13 protein-coding genes and 1 pseudogene are annotated in these 15,258 nt (G+C 64.4%); 12 read left to right on the top strand and 2 right to left on the bottom strand.

Translation table 11 applies throughout. The annotated features are described in order from the left end of the window. On the top strand, nucleotides 1-317 hold a 317-nt coding region (locus EN818_RS21220), incomplete at its 5' end, for a formate--tetrahydrofolate ligase (RefSeq protein ID WP_135906544.1). A gap of 79 nt (nucleotides 318-396) precedes the next feature. Here EN818_RS21220 and EN818_RS21215 read toward each other — a convergent pair. Continuing rightward, nucleotides 397-1,038 (bottom strand): cysteine hydrolase family protein, encoded by a 642-nt coding sequence (locus EN818_RS21215; RefSeq protein ID WP_095809360.1) that lies wholly within the window; start codon nucleotides 1,036-1,038, stop codon nucleotides 397-399. 139 nt (nucleotides 1,039-1,177) lie between these two features. On the opposite strand from EN818_RS21215, the gene EN818_RS21210 reads away from it, so the two are divergent. From EN818_RS21210 to EN818_RS21185, 6 genes and pseudogenes are all read left to right on the top strand, one after another. Continuing rightward, the gene (locus tag EN818_RS21210; RefSeq protein WP_095809359.1) at nucleotides 1,178-2,194 is read left to right on the top strand and encodes a helix-turn-helix domain-containing protein; all 1,017 of its coding nucleotides are present in this window, start codon (nucleotides 1,178-1,180) and stop codon (nucleotides 2,192-2,194) included. 48 nt (nucleotides 2,195-2,242) lie between these two features. Beyond that, nucleotides 2,243-2,704 carry a DUF4126 domain-containing protein gene (locus tag EN818_RS21205; RefSeq protein WP_095809358.1) on the top strand — a complete coding sequence of 154 codons (462 nt, stop codon included), beginning with the start codon at nucleotides 2,243-2,245 and terminating at the stop codon, nucleotides 2,702-2,704. Next, entirely contained in the window at nucleotides 2,701-4,077 is a 1,377-nt protein-coding gene (locus tag EN818_RS21200; RefSeq protein WP_095809357.1) for an FAD-containing oxidoreductase, read from the top strand. The genes EN818_RS21205 and EN818_RS21200 overlap by 4 nt, the downstream gene beginning before the upstream one ends. Nucleotides 4,078-4,213: 136 nt before the next feature. Further along, nucleotides 4,214-5,270 (top strand): annotated as a pseudogene (locus EN818_RS21195) (succinylglutamate desuccinylase/aspartoacylase family protein). Nucleotides 5,271-5,520: 250 nt separating this feature from the next. Continuing rightward, a complete protein-coding gene (locus EN818_RS21190) occupies nucleotides 5,521-7,710 on the top strand; it encodes an anthranilate synthase (protein WP_095809366.1) in 2,190 nt (729 codons plus the stop codon). A 5-nt stretch (nucleotides 7,711-7,715) separates the two neighbouring features. Beyond that, nucleotides 7,716-8,663, top strand: a complete 948-nt coding sequence (locus EN818_RS21185; RefSeq protein WP_135904621.1) for a cation diffusion facilitator family transporter — start codon at nucleotides 7,716-7,718, stop codon at nucleotides 8,661-8,663. Between the two features lie 237 nt (nucleotides 8,664-8,900). Here EN818_RS21185 and EN818_RS21180 read toward each other — a convergent pair whose 3' ends face one another. Next, a complete protein-coding gene (locus EN818_RS21180; protein WP_095809355.1) occupies nucleotides 8,901-9,983 on the bottom strand; it encodes a hypothetical protein in 1,083 nt (360 codons plus the stop codon). A gap of 165 nt (nucleotides 9,984-10,148) precedes the next feature. Here EN818_RS21180 and EN818_RS21175 point away from each other — a divergent pair, with 165 nt between their 5' ends. From EN818_RS21175 to EN818_RS21155, 5 genes are all read left to right on the top strand, one after another. Continuing rightward, nucleotides 10,149-10,583, top strand: coding sequence for a DsrE family protein (locus tag EN818_RS21175; protein ID WP_095809354.1), 435 nt, complete (start codon nucleotides 10,149-10,151; stop codon nucleotides 10,581-10,583). 72 nt (nucleotides 10,584-10,655) lie between these two features. Then, a complete protein-coding gene (locus EN818_RS21170) occupies nucleotides 10,656-11,429 on the top strand; it encodes an SDR family oxidoreductase (protein ID WP_095809365.1) in 774 nt (257 codons plus the stop codon). Between the two features lie 48 nt (nucleotides 11,430-11,477). Next, the gene (locus EN818_RS21165; protein ID WP_095809353.1) at nucleotides 11,478-11,786 is read left to right on the top strand and encodes a putative quinol monooxygenase; all 309 of its coding nucleotides are present in this window, start codon (nucleotides 11,478-11,480) and stop codon (nucleotides 11,784-11,786) included. 67 nt (nucleotides 11,787-11,853) lie between these two features. After that, a complete protein-coding gene (locus EN818_RS21160; RefSeq protein WP_129553829.1) occupies nucleotides 11,854-12,957 on the top strand; it encodes an AbrB family transcriptional regulator in 1,104 nt (367 codons plus the stop codon). A 182-nt stretch (nucleotides 12,958-13,139) separates the two neighbouring features. Beyond that, nucleotides 13,140-15,248, top strand: coding sequence for a TonB-dependent siderophore receptor (locus EN818_RS21155; RefSeq protein ID WP_135904623.1), 2,109 nt, complete (start codon nucleotides 13,140-13,142; stop codon nucleotides 15,246-15,248). The last annotated feature ends 10 nt before the right edge of the window (nucleotides 15,249-15,258 follow it).

Below are 15,258 nucleotides of genomic sequence, written 5' to 3'. Positions count from 1 at the left end.
TCAAGCGCATCTACCGCGGCGACGAGGCGATCGCCGACAAGTCGATCCGCGACCAACTGCATGCCTGGGAGCAGGCCGGCTACGGCAAGCTGCCGGTGTGCATGGCCAAGACCCAGTATTCCTTCTCCACCGATCCCAACCTGCGCGGCGCGCCGACCGGCCACACCGTGCCGGTGCGCGAGGTCAGGCTGGCCGCCGGCGCCGGTTTCGTCGTCATCATCTGCGGCGAGGTCATGACCATGCCCGGCCTGCCCAAGGCGCCGTCCTCGGAAAAGATCTTCCTCAACGAGACCGGCCAGATCGAAGGCCTGTTCTAGATCTAACTTAGGATCGGCTGACCCGACTGCCAAAGGGCGCCGCGGCAACGCGGCGCCCTTTTCGCATTCCGCGCCGCGGCTACGCCGCGTTGCGGGCCAGCGCCCGCTGGTTCGACGCATAGATCGAGTCGCGTTCCGGGAGGGCGCCGGTCTTCAGGCAGTCGATCCATTCGGCGGTCTTTAGCACCGCGGCGAAGCGCGATTGCAGCACGACACTCACCACGCGATGAATGTCCTCGGCCGACGCGTAGCCGGCGCTGTTGGCGTAGGGCACCGAACCGCTCGCGTCCGATAGGAACTCGACCGAGAAGCCCATATGCACGGCATGGATGATGGTCGACAGATCGCAATTATGCGTCATGTAGCCGACGACCGTGATCGTATCGATGCCGTTGCCGCGCAGCCAGTCTTCCAGGTTGGTGCCGGTGAAAGCTGAGGGCAGCTTCTTTTCGACATAGTGGTCGCGGACACGCCGGGCGATCTCGGGATGCAGGTCCCCGCCAGGGCTGCCGCTGGCGAAGATCGGCGAAGTCTCGGGCGCCATCTGCCTGACGACGACGACCTTGATGCCGGCCCTGGCCGCGGCATCCATGGCGCGCGCCACGTTGGCGACACTATCGGCGAAGGGCGGATGCTGGATGGCGAGATTGCCGCCGTCATAATCGTTCTGGACGTCGACGACGACGAGCGCGCGGCGCGGCTGGCTGGCTGGTGCTGACATGGCGGTTTCCTTTCGACCGGGTTGACGACCGGAAGCTAGACTGGACATGCTGGCCTAGAAAGTGGCCCGATTGACATTATTCAAAAGAATTGGGACACTTCTCCATCCCAAGCCTTGCCTCACTCCCACGGTGTCTGACTTGCGCAATCCGATCATCGCCGCGATCGCCTTTGACGGCATCAGCGCCTTCCACCTTTCCGTGCCATGCCTGGTTTTTGGTGCGGACCGCACGCAACTTGGCTTGCCGCGCTTCGACTTTCGCGTCTGCGCGATAGAGAAAGGGCAGATCCATACCGACGCCGGTTTGACCATTTCGGTCCCACACGATCTCTGTGCGTGTGATGAAGCCGATATCGTCATCGTGCCAAGCTGGAAGGATCTCGATGTGCCTTTGGCGGAGCCGCTCAAGCATGCGCTGCGCAAGGCGCATCGGCGCGGCGCGCTGATCGTGGGCCTATGCCTCGGCACCTTCGCGATCGCCGCCGCCGGACTGCTTGCCGGGCGAAAGGCGACGACGCATTGGGCCTATGCCGACCAGTTGCAGGCTCTTCATCCCGACATCGCTGTCGATGCCGACGTTCTCTATGTCGACGACGGCGACATCGTCACTTCGGCCGGCGTCGCCGCCGGGCTCGACTGCTGCCTGCACATCGTGCGGGACCGCTACGGCGCCGCGGCAGCGCTTCGCCTCGCCCGCCACGTCGTGCTTTCGCCGCACCGGCAGGGCGGACAGGCTCAGTTCATCGAACGCCCGCTGGCGCCGACGCCCAACGCCGACCGGTTCACCAAGGCCCTCGACGAGGTGCGGACGACACTCGGCCAAGCCCACAGCCTCGATAGCGTGGCTGACAGCGCCGGTCTCACCCGACGTACGTTCACGCGCCGCTTCCAGAAGTCGATCGGCGCCAGCTTCGGTGAGTGGCTGGCCGACCAGCGCGTGGGCCTGGCGCAGCGGCTGCTGGAAGAGACCGACAAATCGATCGATGTCGTGGCCTTCGAGGCCGGCTTCGGCAGTGCCACCTCGTTGCGCCAGCATTTCGCGGCGCGGCTCAAGATCTCACCGCTGCAATACAGGCGAGAGTTTTCCAGGAATGATCGTGACGAGCATCCAGCTCTGGCTGGGAAAAGCCGTGGCCAGAAGCACGGCCTATGCTAGCTTGCCGTCCCCGGACCGCGCAACGATCCGCGAATTGAGGGGTCGATCATGCTTTACATCCTTGCATTGCTGATTGGTGTCGTCGCCGGCCTGCGAGCCGGAACGGCGCTTGCCGCCACCGCTTGGGGCGCCTGGCTCGGCTGGCTGCCGGTCGCGAACAGCTGGGCAAGTTTCATGGGCCACTGGATCGCCGTAGGCATCTTCACCATCCTGGGAATTGTCGAGCTCATCACCGATCAATTGCCGTCGACACCCAGCCGCAAGGTGCCGGAGCAATTCGGCGCCCGTATCGTCGTGGGTGCCTTCTGCGGAGCCGTGATCGGCGCCCCTGCCGGCGCCACCATCGGCGGCCTGATCGCCGGCGCGATCGGCGCGGTGGTCGGCACGCTGGGCGGCGCGGAAGCGCGAGCGCGCTTGGCCGCTGCATTCGGCAGGGATCCGCCCGCCGCCTTCATCGAGGACGCGGTGGCGATCGCCGGCGGCCTGCTGATTGTAGCCGTCCTCACATGACGGCCAGGAGCTTCGACGCCATCATCATCGGAGCGGGCCAGGCCGGCCCGTCTCTCGCCGGCCGGCTTGACACTGCCGGCATGAGCGTTGCGTTGATCGAGCGCAAGTTCGTCGGCGGCACTTGCATCAACACCGGCTGCATGCCGACCAAGACGATGGTGGCAAGCGCCTATGCGGCGCATCTTGCCCGCCGCGCCGCTGACTATGGCGTCGCGCTCTCCGGTCCTGTTGGCGTCGACTTCAAGCGGATCAAGGCGCGCAAGGACAAGGTGACAAACGACGCACGCGCCAATCTGGAAAGCTGGATCGCCGGGATGAAGGGCTGCACGCTTTACCGTGGTCACGCCCGCTTCGAATCCGCGAGCACCGTGCGCGTCGGCGGGCATCTGCTGACCGCACCAAAGATCTTCCTCAACACTGGAGGGCGCGCCTCGGTGCCCGAACTGCCCGGCGTCAAGGACATTCCCTATCTCACCAATTCCTCGATGATGGATCTCGATGTACTGCCCAGCCATCTCGTCGTCGTCGGCGGCAGCTACATCTCGCTCGAATTCGCGCAGATGTTCCGCCGTTTCGGTTCGAAGGTCACGGTGATCGAAAAGGCGCCGCGGCTGACCGTCCGCGAGGACGAAGACGTCTCGGCCGCCATCCTGTCCATCCTCGAAAATGAAGGCATCACTGTCCATGTCGGCGCCGATGACATCGGCTTCGCCAGACAAGGCAACGACATCGCCGTAAGCTTCGGTGCCGGCAAGCCTCCGGCCGTCGGCTCGCATGTGCTGCTGGCGCTGGGACGCAAACCCAACACCGACGATCTTGGCCTCGACAAGGCCGGCATCGAGATCGACAAGCGCGGCTACATCGTCGTCGACGACCAGCTTCGCACCAGCGTGCCAGGCATTTGGGCAATGGGCGACTGCAACGGCAGGGGCGCCTTCACTCACACCTCCTACAACGACTACGAGATCGTCGCCGCAAATCTGCTCGACAACGATCCGCGCAAGGTGAGCGACCGCATCGATGCCTATGCGCTCTATATCGATCCGCCGCTCGGCCGCTGCGGCATGACGGAGGCCGCTGTGAGGAAGGCCGGCCGCCGCGCAGTGGTCGGCCAGCGGCCCATGACCCGTGTCGGCCGCGCCATCGAAAAGGGCGAGACGCAAGGCTTCATGAAGATCCTGGCAGATGCCGACACCGGCGAAATCCTCGGCTGCTCGGTGCTCGGGCCGGGTGGCGACGAGGCGATCCATTGCGTGCTCGATCTGATGTATGCCAAGGCGCCGATCTCGACGCTGGCGCGTGCCATGCATATCCACCCCAACGTCTCCGAGCTTCTGCCGACCATCGCCCAGGAGCTGAAACCGCTGGTCTGAGCTAAGGTCTGTTGCTCTCCCCTCCGGCGCTGCCTCACCGCCAAATGGTTCGGATTGCGCCTACAGCGCGGCTTGCGCTGGACCACTGACAACCGGCTGCGAACATGCATCGCTGGCCTTCCATCGGAGGCACCTCATGCAAAAGACGATCGAGCGCATCGCCGGCGACAGCGAAGGCGTCGCCTACGAATTCCCGGTCTTCCGTTTTGAGGGCAGCGACAAGGCGGCTCCGACCGCCTATCTGCAGGCAGCCCTCCATGCCGGCGAACTGCCGGGCGTCGTCGCCATCGATGCGCTGATGCCGATGCTTGCCGGGGCTGAGACCGAGCGCCGTATCAGGGGTTCGATCACCGTCGTGCCATGGGCGAATCCGATCGGCCGAGCCCAGTATCATTTCGGCGAGCACCAAGGCCGCTTCAATCTCGGCACCCGCACCAATTTCAACCGCGCCCTTCCCGCTGCTTGCCGCGCCGGACGCCAAGCTCCTGCCTGACGCAAGCCTTGGCGGCGCCGACCGCCGGTTGAAGACGCGGCTGCTCGAGCTTTCGCTTGGGCACGACATCGTGCTCGATCTGCACTGCGATGACGAAAGCCTTGCCTATCTCTATATCCACACCAGCCTGTGGCCGGCGATGGCCGATTGCGCGGCCGCCATGGGGGTCGACACGGTGCTGCTGTGGAGCGAGGACAGCAGCGGCACCTTCGAGGCCGCCTCGATCATGCCCTACCAGATTCAGCCGGCGAGCGTCGCGCGCTTCGACCGGCGCGTCGTCACCACGGTCGAGTATCGCGGCATGCTCTACGTCGACGGCGCGTTGGCTGCTTCCGACGCGCAAGGCCTCTATCGCCTGCTGGTGACGCGCGGCGTCATCGATGATCCGTCAGTCGCCAGCCCCCGCAGCTTCACAGGAGCCGTCGTGCCGCTGGAAAACATCGATATGATGCCCTCTCCCAGGGCCGGCGCGATCCTCTACGACGTCAAGCCCGGCGACCGGGTCGAGACGGGCGCCAGGCTGGCCACAATCGTCCATTCACCCGGCGAGGTGGACGGGCGCACGGAGGTGTTCGCCCCGCAGGCTGGATTCATTCTGACCCGGCGTTCGCGCCGCATCATCCGCGCCGGCGAGGACCTGCTGAAGCTTGCCGGCGACAAAAGGAGCCGCGATGCGCGCTCCGGCACGCTGGAAGACTGAGCGCCGTTCTCGACGGCGCCCTACCTTCACCGTCTGTATTGAATCCAGTTGCGCGGCAGCCCGTTCGCCGCTATGGGAGTCGCCATGAACATGCGTTCGAACAAGACCGTTTGGTGGTGGGCTCGCTGACAGCGGCCAGTTCGAACGCGCGTGCGTAAAGAGAGGGTGGCCGCAGCGGAATGTCCGGGCGGCCATTTGTTTTTTCAAGCCATTCCCGGGTCCGTTGCCCAAAACGCTGATGGAGACGGCAATGACGACAACAGTTCTGGACAACGGGGCGGAGCGCTTCGTCACTGCGGGCGGCGTGACGATCACCCGCGAACGCCATCAGCAGCCCTATGAAGGCGCGATCGACGCCTATGTCGACGGCCTGAATTCCCGTCGTGGCGCGGTCTTCTCCTCGAACTACGAGTATCCGGGTCGTTACACGCGCTGGGACACGGCCATCATCGATCCGCCGCTGGTGTTCTCGGCGCGCGGCCGCGCCATGCGCATCGAGGCGCTGAATGCCCGCGGCGAAGTGCTGTTGCCGGCGATCGGCAAAGCGCTGAGCGGACTTGCCGAGGTCTCCATCACCGAGACTTCGAAGCGGCTTATCCGCCTCGATGTCGCCAAGCCAGGCCGCGTCTTCACCGAGGAGGAGCGCAGCCGCGTCCCGTCGGTCTTCACCGTGTTGCGCGCCGTCACTGCGCTGTTCAGGACAGGCGAGGACGCCAATCTCGGCCTCTACGGCGCCTTCGGCTATGACCTCGCCTTCCAGTTCGACCCTGTCGACCACAAGCTCGAACGCAGAGAGAGCCAGCGCGACCTGGTGCTGTTCCTGCCCGACGAGATCCTGGTCGTCGACCACTATTCGACCAAGGCCTGGACCGACCGCTACGACTATTCCGGCGAGGGTTTCTCGACCAACGGCCTGGCGCGCGACGCCGCCGTCGAGCCGTTCAAGACCGCCGACCGCATCCCGCCGCGCGGCGACCATGAGCCGGGCGAATATGCGAGCCTGGTGCGCCGGGCGATGGAGAGCTTCAAGCGCGGCGACCTGTTCGAGGTCGTGCCGGGCCAGATGTTCTACGAGCGCTGCGAGACCCAGCCCTCCGACATTTCGCGCAAGCTGAAGTCGATCAACCCCTCGCCCTATTCGTTCTTCATCAATCTCGGCGAAAACGAGTATTTGATCGGCGCCTCGCCGGAGATGTTCGTGCGCGTCAATGGCCGCCGCGTCGAGACCTGCCCGATCTCCGGCACCATCAAGCGTGGCGACGACGCCATTTCCGACAGCGAGCAGATCCTCAAGCTGCTCAATTCCAAGAAGGACGAATCCGAACTCACCATGTGCTCGGACGTCGACCGCAACGACAAGTCGCGCGTCTGCGAGCCGGGTTCGGTGCGCGTCATCGGCCGCCGCCAGATCGAGATGTATTCGCGCCTGATCCACACCGTCGACCACATCGAGGGCCGGCTGCGCGAAGGCATGGATGCCTTCGACGCCTTCCTTTCGCACGCCTGGGCGGTCACCGTCACCGGCGCGCCGAAACTCTGGGCCATGCGCTTCATCGAGCAGAACGAGAAGAGTCCGCGTGCCTGGTACGGCGGCGCGATCGGCATGGTCAACTTCAACGGCGACATGAACACCGGGCTCACGCTGCGCACCATCCGCATCAAGGACGGCATTGCGGAGGTGCGTGCCGGCGCCACGCTGCTCTTCGACAGCGTGCCCGAGGAAGAAGAAGCCGAAACCGAACTGAAGGCATCCGCCATGCTCTCCGCCATCCGCGACGCCAAGACCGGCAACGCCGCTGGCGCCGAACGCACCACCGCGCGCGTCGGCGACGGCGTCAACATCCTGCTGGTCGACCACGAGGACAGCTTTGTCCACACGCTAGCCAATTACTTCCGCCAGACCGGCGCCAATGTCTCCACCGTGCGCAGCCCGGTGCCGGAAGAGGTGTTCGAGCGGCTGAAGCCCGATCTCGTCGTGCTTTCGCCCGGCCCGGGCACGCCGAAGGATTTCGACTGCGCCGCCACCATCAAGAAGGCGAGGAGCCGCGAGCTGCCGGTCTTCGGCGTCTGCCTCGGCCTGCAGGCGCTGGCCGAAGCCTATGGCGGGGAGCTCCGGCAACTGCACATCCCGATGCACGGCAAGCCGTCGCGCATCCGCGTCTCGAAGCCCGGGATCATCTTCTCGGGGCTCCCGAAGGAAGTGACGGTCGGCCGTTACCACTCGATCTTCGCCGATCCGGTGCGCCTGCCCGACGACTTCGTCGTCACCGCCGAGACCGAGGACGGTATCATCATGGCCTTCGAGCACCGCAAGGAGCCGATCGCCGCGGTTCAGTTCCATCCCGAATCGATCATGACGCTCGGCCACAATGCCGGCATGCGCATCATCGAGAACATCGTTGCGCACCTGCCGCGCAAGGCCAGGGAAAAGGCTGCCTAGCAACGATGGCCTCGATGGAAGACACGACGGCGGTCGCGGCGAAAGCCGCCGCGAAGCGCAAGGTCGCCAGCCTCGCCTTCTGGTCGATCGTCATCGCCTTCCTGGTGATGGGGCTGAAGTTCGTTGCCTGGCAGAGGACCGGCTCCGTCGCGCTTTATTCGGACGCCCTGGAGTCCATCGTCAACGTGATCACTGCGGCTGCCGCCTTTTGGGCAATCCGCATCAGCCATAAACCGGCCGACACCGATCATCCGTTCGGTCACCACAAGGCCGAATACTTTTCCGCCGTGCTCGAGGGCGTGCTGATCGTCGTTGCGGCGCTGCTGATCATCGCCAAGGTCTGGCAGTCACTCCAGAACCCGGCATCGCTCGAACAGCCCTGGGAGGGTCTGGCGATCAATGCCGGCGCGGCTCTGGTCAACGCGATCTGGGCCTTCGTGCTGATCCGCAACGGCCGCACCGAACGCTCGCCGGCTCTGGTCGCCGACGGCCAGCACATCATGACCGACGTGCTTACCTCGCTCGGCGTCATCGTGGGACTTGTCGCCGCGGTGATGACCGGCTGGCACATCCTCGACCCCCTGCTTGCGCTGCTCGTTGCGCTGAACATTCTCTATCAAGGTTGGAAGCTTACCGGAGAATCGTTGAGCGGCCTGATGGACCGCGCCGTCGACACCCAGGAGCATATGCATATCCGCGACATCATCTCGGCCAATTCGAAAGGCGCGCTCGAGGTGCACGACCTGAAGACCCGCATTGCCGGCCGCGCGACCTTCATCGAATTTCATCTGGTCGTCGATGCCGACATGACGGTCGGTGCCAGCCACGTCATTTGCGACCGCATCGAGGATGCGCTGAAAGCCGAGATCCCGTCGGTGCGCGTCACCATCCATGTCGAGCCGGACGACGAGGCGAAGCTGCCGAAAGGCACCTCGGCGGTGCCCTTCGCCTGAGACTCGCCCTTAGCTTTACCCTTCCTAAGGCCTGTTGAGATTCAGGTCAGGCCGAGTCGAGAACGGTGGCTGCCGAGAACCGGAGCGGAGCGTACTTGAAGTACGTGAGCACCGGCCTCCGCCGGCCGAAGCCTTGTCTTACTCCCACGTCACTTTCATGAATGCTTCGGCCGGCGAAGGCCGGAAGCGCAGGAAACCGCCGTTCGCAGGCCGGCATCACCTGAATATCGACAGGCCTTACGGCGAGCAGGCCGACTGCGGCATTGGATTCAGCCGGTAGATCTTGTCGTCGGATCTCGTCTTGCCGTCCGCCGCCCTCGAGCAGAGGTCGACGATGGCAAGCGCGCTGTTGGGGTTGGCCAGCATCATCGTGCCGTTGGCGCCCCGCTTGAGGAAAATCTCCTTCTGCGAGATGTCGCAGGCGAAATCGCTCATCTTGGCGCTTGCCGAACAGCGCCATTGGTCGGCCTCGCCCTGGCAGGAATAGGTCTGCGTGACCTTGGCTCCCTTCTGGCGGGTGGTGACTGAAACGGCGATGTCGGCGCCGTCGGGCCAATTGGCGGCATCGCCGGTTGACGCGAAGGAGGCGAGCTCGATCGGGCCGCGGAAGACGCGGATCGATTGCGTCGCTTGGTCGGGATGCGACTTCAGATGCGCGTCATCGTAGTCGCGGCCATAGCAGAAGGGCTGGTCGGCCTTCAGCCGCTCGCGCAGCGGATCCCCCAGCGCCGGATCGATCGGGTCGATACGCGCGAACTCCGCCTTGCAGGTGTCGGTCGGCATCGGGTCGAGGCGGAAATTGTCGTCGTCGCTGCCCAGCGCCTGCTTATCGTACTCCGCCGCGCCGAGTTCCTCCTCCGCGCCGGCGTCGAGATAGACATCAGCCTGAAGGTTGGAGACGATGAGCCGGCCCTTGTCGTCGACCTTGAGCGAGGCAAGCGTGCGGTCGCATTCCATGCCGCAACGGATGGCGCTCGCCTTGTCGCTCGGATCCTCCTTGTTGCACCAGCCAGCGGCCCACTCCGGCTTCGTGGCGCCGCGCACCCTGGTGGTGAGAAAACCGTTATAGGCGACGTCCGACATCGTGCTCGGTTCTTCGTTCGGCCGGCTGACCGGGTCGCGACCGTAGTAGAAAAAGATACGCGCCACCTTCTGGTGCGGATGTGCCTTGAGGTGGGCGGCATCATAGACGCGGCCGAAGCAGGCATCGGCGCCATTGGGACTGAGTTCTGTGAGCTTGGGAGCATCTTCGGCAAGTGCCGATCCGGCAACGAACAACACAGCGCCCAGCACTGCGCCCACCGCAATCTTGGACGTCATGTGATCCCTCCTCGCACCGCAGGACGTAGTCGCAACTTATGCTAGTCTAGGGAGAATTCCAGGAGAAGTGTGTAACGGATTCCGCCCGCAATTGCGCAAGAACATACGGTTGGCGAAGCTGGGGCCACGCAGGACTGCGAGAGCCGGCCGATCGAGGAGGATGCGATGCTGCGCCGTGATATTTTCCGCGCCGGCCTGGCCGGAACAGCAAGCCTATTCGGCCTGCGCCGGGCAAGTGCCGCCACGGGCGAGGAACGGCTGAAGGTCGCCTACCACCTCAGCGACGTCGACAAGGTCAATTTCGTGCTCGGCAACATCAAGAACCACTACGAGGGCACCGGCGGCAATGTCGACGTCGTGCTGGTGGTGCATGGCCCGGCGCTCGCGGCCTTCAAGGCGAAAAGCGCGTCCGGCGCGACGTCCAGCCGGTTTGCCGGCCTCGTCCAGCAGGGGCTCACGCCGCAGGCCTGCGGCAACACCATGGACGGCATGAACCTCACGCTCGCCGACCTGCTGGCCGGCTTTCACGTGGCCGACAAGGGCGGCGTGGTCAAACTCGCCGAACTGCAGCGCCAGGGCTATGTCTATCTCCGGCCTTGAGCAACAGCGAGCTTGAACGCCGGGTCGGCAATGGCCTACGAAAGGGCGGGATATTTCGGAGGCCAGACCATCATGACGACACTTGTCATTCCCGACCTGGCCGGCAAGGTGGTGCTGGTCACCGGCGCGTCGACCGGCATCGGCGCTGCACTTGCCCATGCCTATGCCCGGCAGAAATGCCGCGTGGCGCTCCACTACAATTCGAGCCGCGACGCCGCCGAAAGGCTCGCCAATACCATCCGTGACGATGGCGGCGAGGTGTTTCTCACCCAGGGCGACTTTTCGCTGCCGTCCGATGTCGAGCGTGTGGTGGAGGAAAGTGCCGGACATTTCGGCCGGCTCGACGGGCTGGTCAACAATGCCGGCGGCATGCTCGGCCGCGTTGCCTATGCCGACCAGGACGAGGCGCACTACGACGCGGTAATGGACCTCAACGCCCGCTCGGTGCTGACCGCTTCCCGAAAAGCCATCCCGTGGCTGAAGCGCCAGGGCGGCTTCATCATCAACACCACTTCGATAGCCGCCCGCAACGGCGCCGGCGGCGGCGCCGGCCTTTACGGCTCATCCAAGGCCTTCGTCTCCAATGTGACCCGCGGCTTGGCCAAGGAGTTGATCGGCTTCGGCATCCGCGTCAATGCGGTCGCCCCCGGCACCATCCTCACGCCCTTCCATGAACGCTATTCGACCGCGGATCAGGTCAAGGCCATGGTCGCCACCATCCCACAGGGCCGCGCTGGAACGGCCGAGGATTGCGTCGGCGCCTATTTGTTCCTGTCGTCCGAGCTGCTGAGCGGCTACATCATCGGCCAGGTGATCGAGGTCAATGGCGGCCAGTTGATGCCGTGAGCCGCCGACTGCATACTCGCATGGCGCGCAACCTGGAGGGAGTGAGGAATGTACGGACTGATCGGCAAGATGCGGGCGGCGCGCGGCCAGCGCGACGCGGTCATGGACGTGCTGCGCGAAAGCACCGCCGCGCTCCCTGGCTGCCTCAGCTACATCATCGCCACCGACCCGGTCGACGCCGATGCGATCTGGGTGACCGAGGTGTGGACCGACCAGGCGAGCCACAAGGCCTCGCTGCAATTGCCGCAAGTCCAGGCAGCGATCGCCAAGGCGAAGCCCTTCATCGCCGGCTTCGAGTTCCAGGTCGAGACGCAGCCGGTGGGCGGCTTCGGCCTGCCCGCCGATAAGTCTGGCTGACCTGCGAAGCATATTTTCGCCGGAGAAACGGGTTCGCATTTTCCCGCGATCGGTCTAAGAGCGCGATATGGACTCCTCGCCAGAGCAGCCGCCTCTCGACAAACAGCCCATTGAACGCATGGCGCGCATGCGCTCGCCACAGCAGTGGCTGGCGCTGCTGGCGGTCTCGCTGCTGTTCGCCGCTGCGCTGGAACTCGCAGCACTGCCAGCGGCGCTGCTCATTGGCCCGATGCTGGCGGCGATCCTCGCCGGCACCAATGGCGCCACCGTGCGCGTGCCGCGCCTGCTCTTCGGCTCCGCGCAGGCCGTGGTGGGTTGCCTAGTCGCCGCTTCGATCTCGGCCGACATCTTCCCGGTCTTCTATGCCGAATGGCCGCTTTTTCTCGGTGCTGTCACGGCCACGCTCGCGGCTTCCAGCCTGCTCGGCTGGCTGATCAGCCGCTGGCGCATTTTGCCGGGCACCACGGCAGTCTGGGGCTCCTCGCCGGGTGCCGCCACCGCCATGGTGCTGATGGCGGGCGCCTTCGGTGCCGACCAGCGACTCGTCGCCTTCATGCAGTATCTGCGCGTCATCTGCGTCTCGATGACGGCTGCGCTTGTCGCGAAGATGTGGGTCGACACATCCGGCGTCGAAGTGCCGCCGATCATCTGGTTTCCGCCGATCGAACCGCTGCCGTTCGCCGCCACCATCGCCATCGCAATCGTCGGCGGTCTTGCGGGAAAACTCTGCCGGCTGCCCTCGCCATTTTTTCTCGGCACCTTCATCTTCGGCGCGGTAGTCCATCTCGGCCTCGGCGTGCCGATGCAACTGCCGCCCTGGCTGCTGGCCATCAGCTACGCCATGGTCGGCTGGTCGATCGGATTGAACTTCACGCGGCCGATCCTGCGCCACGCGATGCGGGCACTGCCGCAGATCGTCGGCTCGATCGTGGTGCTGATCGCCTTCTGCGGCGGCCTTGCCTTCCTCATCAGTCACCTGACCGGCGTCGATCCGCTGACCGCCTATCTGGCGACCAGCCCCGGCGGCATGGACAGCGTCGCCATCATTGCCGCCGCGGCGCAGAACGTCGACATCTCCTTCGTCATGGCGCTGCAGTCAGCCCGCTTCCTGATCGTGCTGCTGCTTGGGCCGAGCATGGCCCGCCTGATCGCCAGAAGCGTTAGGGAATAGCGCCCGTCGAATCCCGACGCCGCTAAACAGCTTCCGAACAATCGCCCTCCGACGCGCCCGACCAAAGTGCTTTGGCGGCAGTACGGGCCGATATCTCAACAGGCGCAAAAAATACTTGACTCTTATACTCATATTTGAGAGCGCGGGATCGCAATCAAGCATGGGACAGTGGAGACGAGTTGATGCGCAAACGGCCGACGACATGGCGCCAGGAAATAGCAGTGCTGGCCGGAGCCGCCGTGCTTAGCCAGGCGTTACCGGCCGCAGCGCAGGACAGCGCCGACGCCACGGTGCTCGGCAACATCGACGTCACCGCCGAGAGCGATGATATCCTCGTGCAGGACGGTTATGTCGCCAAGGACCGCATCGGCACCAAGATTGATACGCCGATCGCCAAGATCCCGCAGGCGGTTTCGGTCGTCACTCAGAAGCAGATCGAGGATCAGAAGCCGCGCACGCTGAACGATGCGCTGGGCTACACGGCGAGCGCCAATCCCAACAGCTTCGGCTTCGACACCCGCTACGACGCCTTCTTCCTGCGCGGCTTCCAGGCCTTCTACAACGGCATGTTCCGTGACGGGCTGCGCCAGTACAACGGACCTTCGGCCTGGTTCAAGACCGAGCCCTACGGCATCGAGGGCGTGACCATTCTCAAGGGCCCTGCGTCCTCGCTCTATGGCATCAGCGGGCCCGGCGGCATCGTCAATGTCGTCACCAAGCGCCCCAAGGACGAGCCGTTCCACGAGATCGAATTGCTGGCCGGCGAGCACAACCGCTTTCAGGCTGCACTCGATGCCTCCGGCCCGGTGAACGGCGACGGCAGCCTGCTTTACCGCTTCACCAGCCTCGGCCGCCTGAGCGAGACAGACCTGCCTGCCTATCCCGACGACAAGCTCTATCTGGCGCCGGCCTTCACCTTCAAGCCGGACGAGGACACCAAGCTCACCATTCTCGGCGAATATTCGAAGTCCGTCACCGGCGGCACCGCGGCCTTCTACAATTCGGCCTATGGCGTGCTGTCGAATGTCTATGAAGGCGATCCTGCCTGGAACGATTTCAGCCAAGACCAGGGCCGCCTCGGCTATGAGTTCGAGCACCGCTTCAACGACGTGCTGACGGTACGGCAGAACCTGCGCTACGACGCCGTCGACAGCGACATCGAGTATAGCGGCCACTATTCGATCGGGGCCAACCAGCCGCTGCAGCGCTACTGGGGCCACTATACCGAGAAGATGAAGAACTTCGTCGTCGACAACATGGCGCAGTTCGAGTTCGACACTGGGCCGATCAGGCACACCGCGATCGCCGGCCTCGACTATGCGTGGTCGAACTATGACGCCGGCAGCGGCGTGTCCTTCGTCTCCGTCGAAGACATCGAATCCGCGCCGGTTCCCTACTATGGCGGCCAGCGGATGAACCAGCTCGGCACCTATCTGCACGACCAGATGGAGTGGAACGACTTCACCCTGTTCGCCAGCGGCCGCTACGACTGGGTGGACACCACTTCCACTGCTGCCGATTCCAGCCAGTCGAGGCAGAAGGACAGCGCCTTTTCCGGCCGGGTCGGCCTCTCCTACCAGACCGAATGGGGCATCACGCCCTACGTGAACTACTCGACCTCGTTCTCGCCCAACATCGGCTTCGTCTATGACGACATCAACAGCGACGTCAGCCACGTCGCCCGGCCGACCATTGCGACGCAGAAGGAGATCGGCGTCAAATACGAGATACCGGACCGCAATGCCACGGTCAGCGCCGCCCTGTTCGACATCCACCAGCAGGACGGCGTCGTCTTCGATGCCTCGACCGCCATCAACAAGCAGCGTCAGCTTGACCTCAACTCGCGCGGTTTCGAGCTGGAGGGAAATGCCTCCCTCGCCAACGGCTTCAGCTTCATCGCCTCCTACACCTATCTGCGCATGAAGATCGAGCGTGGCGCGGAAGGCACGGTCGGCAAGGAGCTCTCGGCAACGCCGAACCATATCCTGTCGCTCTGGGGCCACTACCAGTTCGAGAACGGCGCGCTGGGGGGACTGGGCCTTGGCACCGGCCTGCGCTTCGCCGGCGCCAGTTACGGCGACGACACCAACACTTTCAAGAACGACGCGCGCGCCTTCGTCGATGCCTCGCTGTCCTACGATTTCGGCTATCGCAATGCCAAGCTGGAAGGCGTGAAACTTCAGGTCAACGCCAAGAACCTGTTCGACAACCAGCAGACGATCTGCTCCGCAGGCTATTGCTACCGCGACGAAGGCCGCTCGCTGTTCGGGAGCCTGCGCTACCGCTTCTGATCTGGTGGGG

It is taken from the genome of Mesorhizobium sp. M3A.F.Ca.ET.175.01.1.1, from assembly GCF_004791945.1.
In the GTDB taxonomy this organism is placed as follows: Bacteria; Pseudomonadota; Alphaproteobacteria; order Rhizobiales; family Rhizobiaceae; genus Mesorhizobium.
Note: the sequence above shows the minus strand (reverse complement) of the source record. Positions and strands in the feature narration are given on the sequence as shown.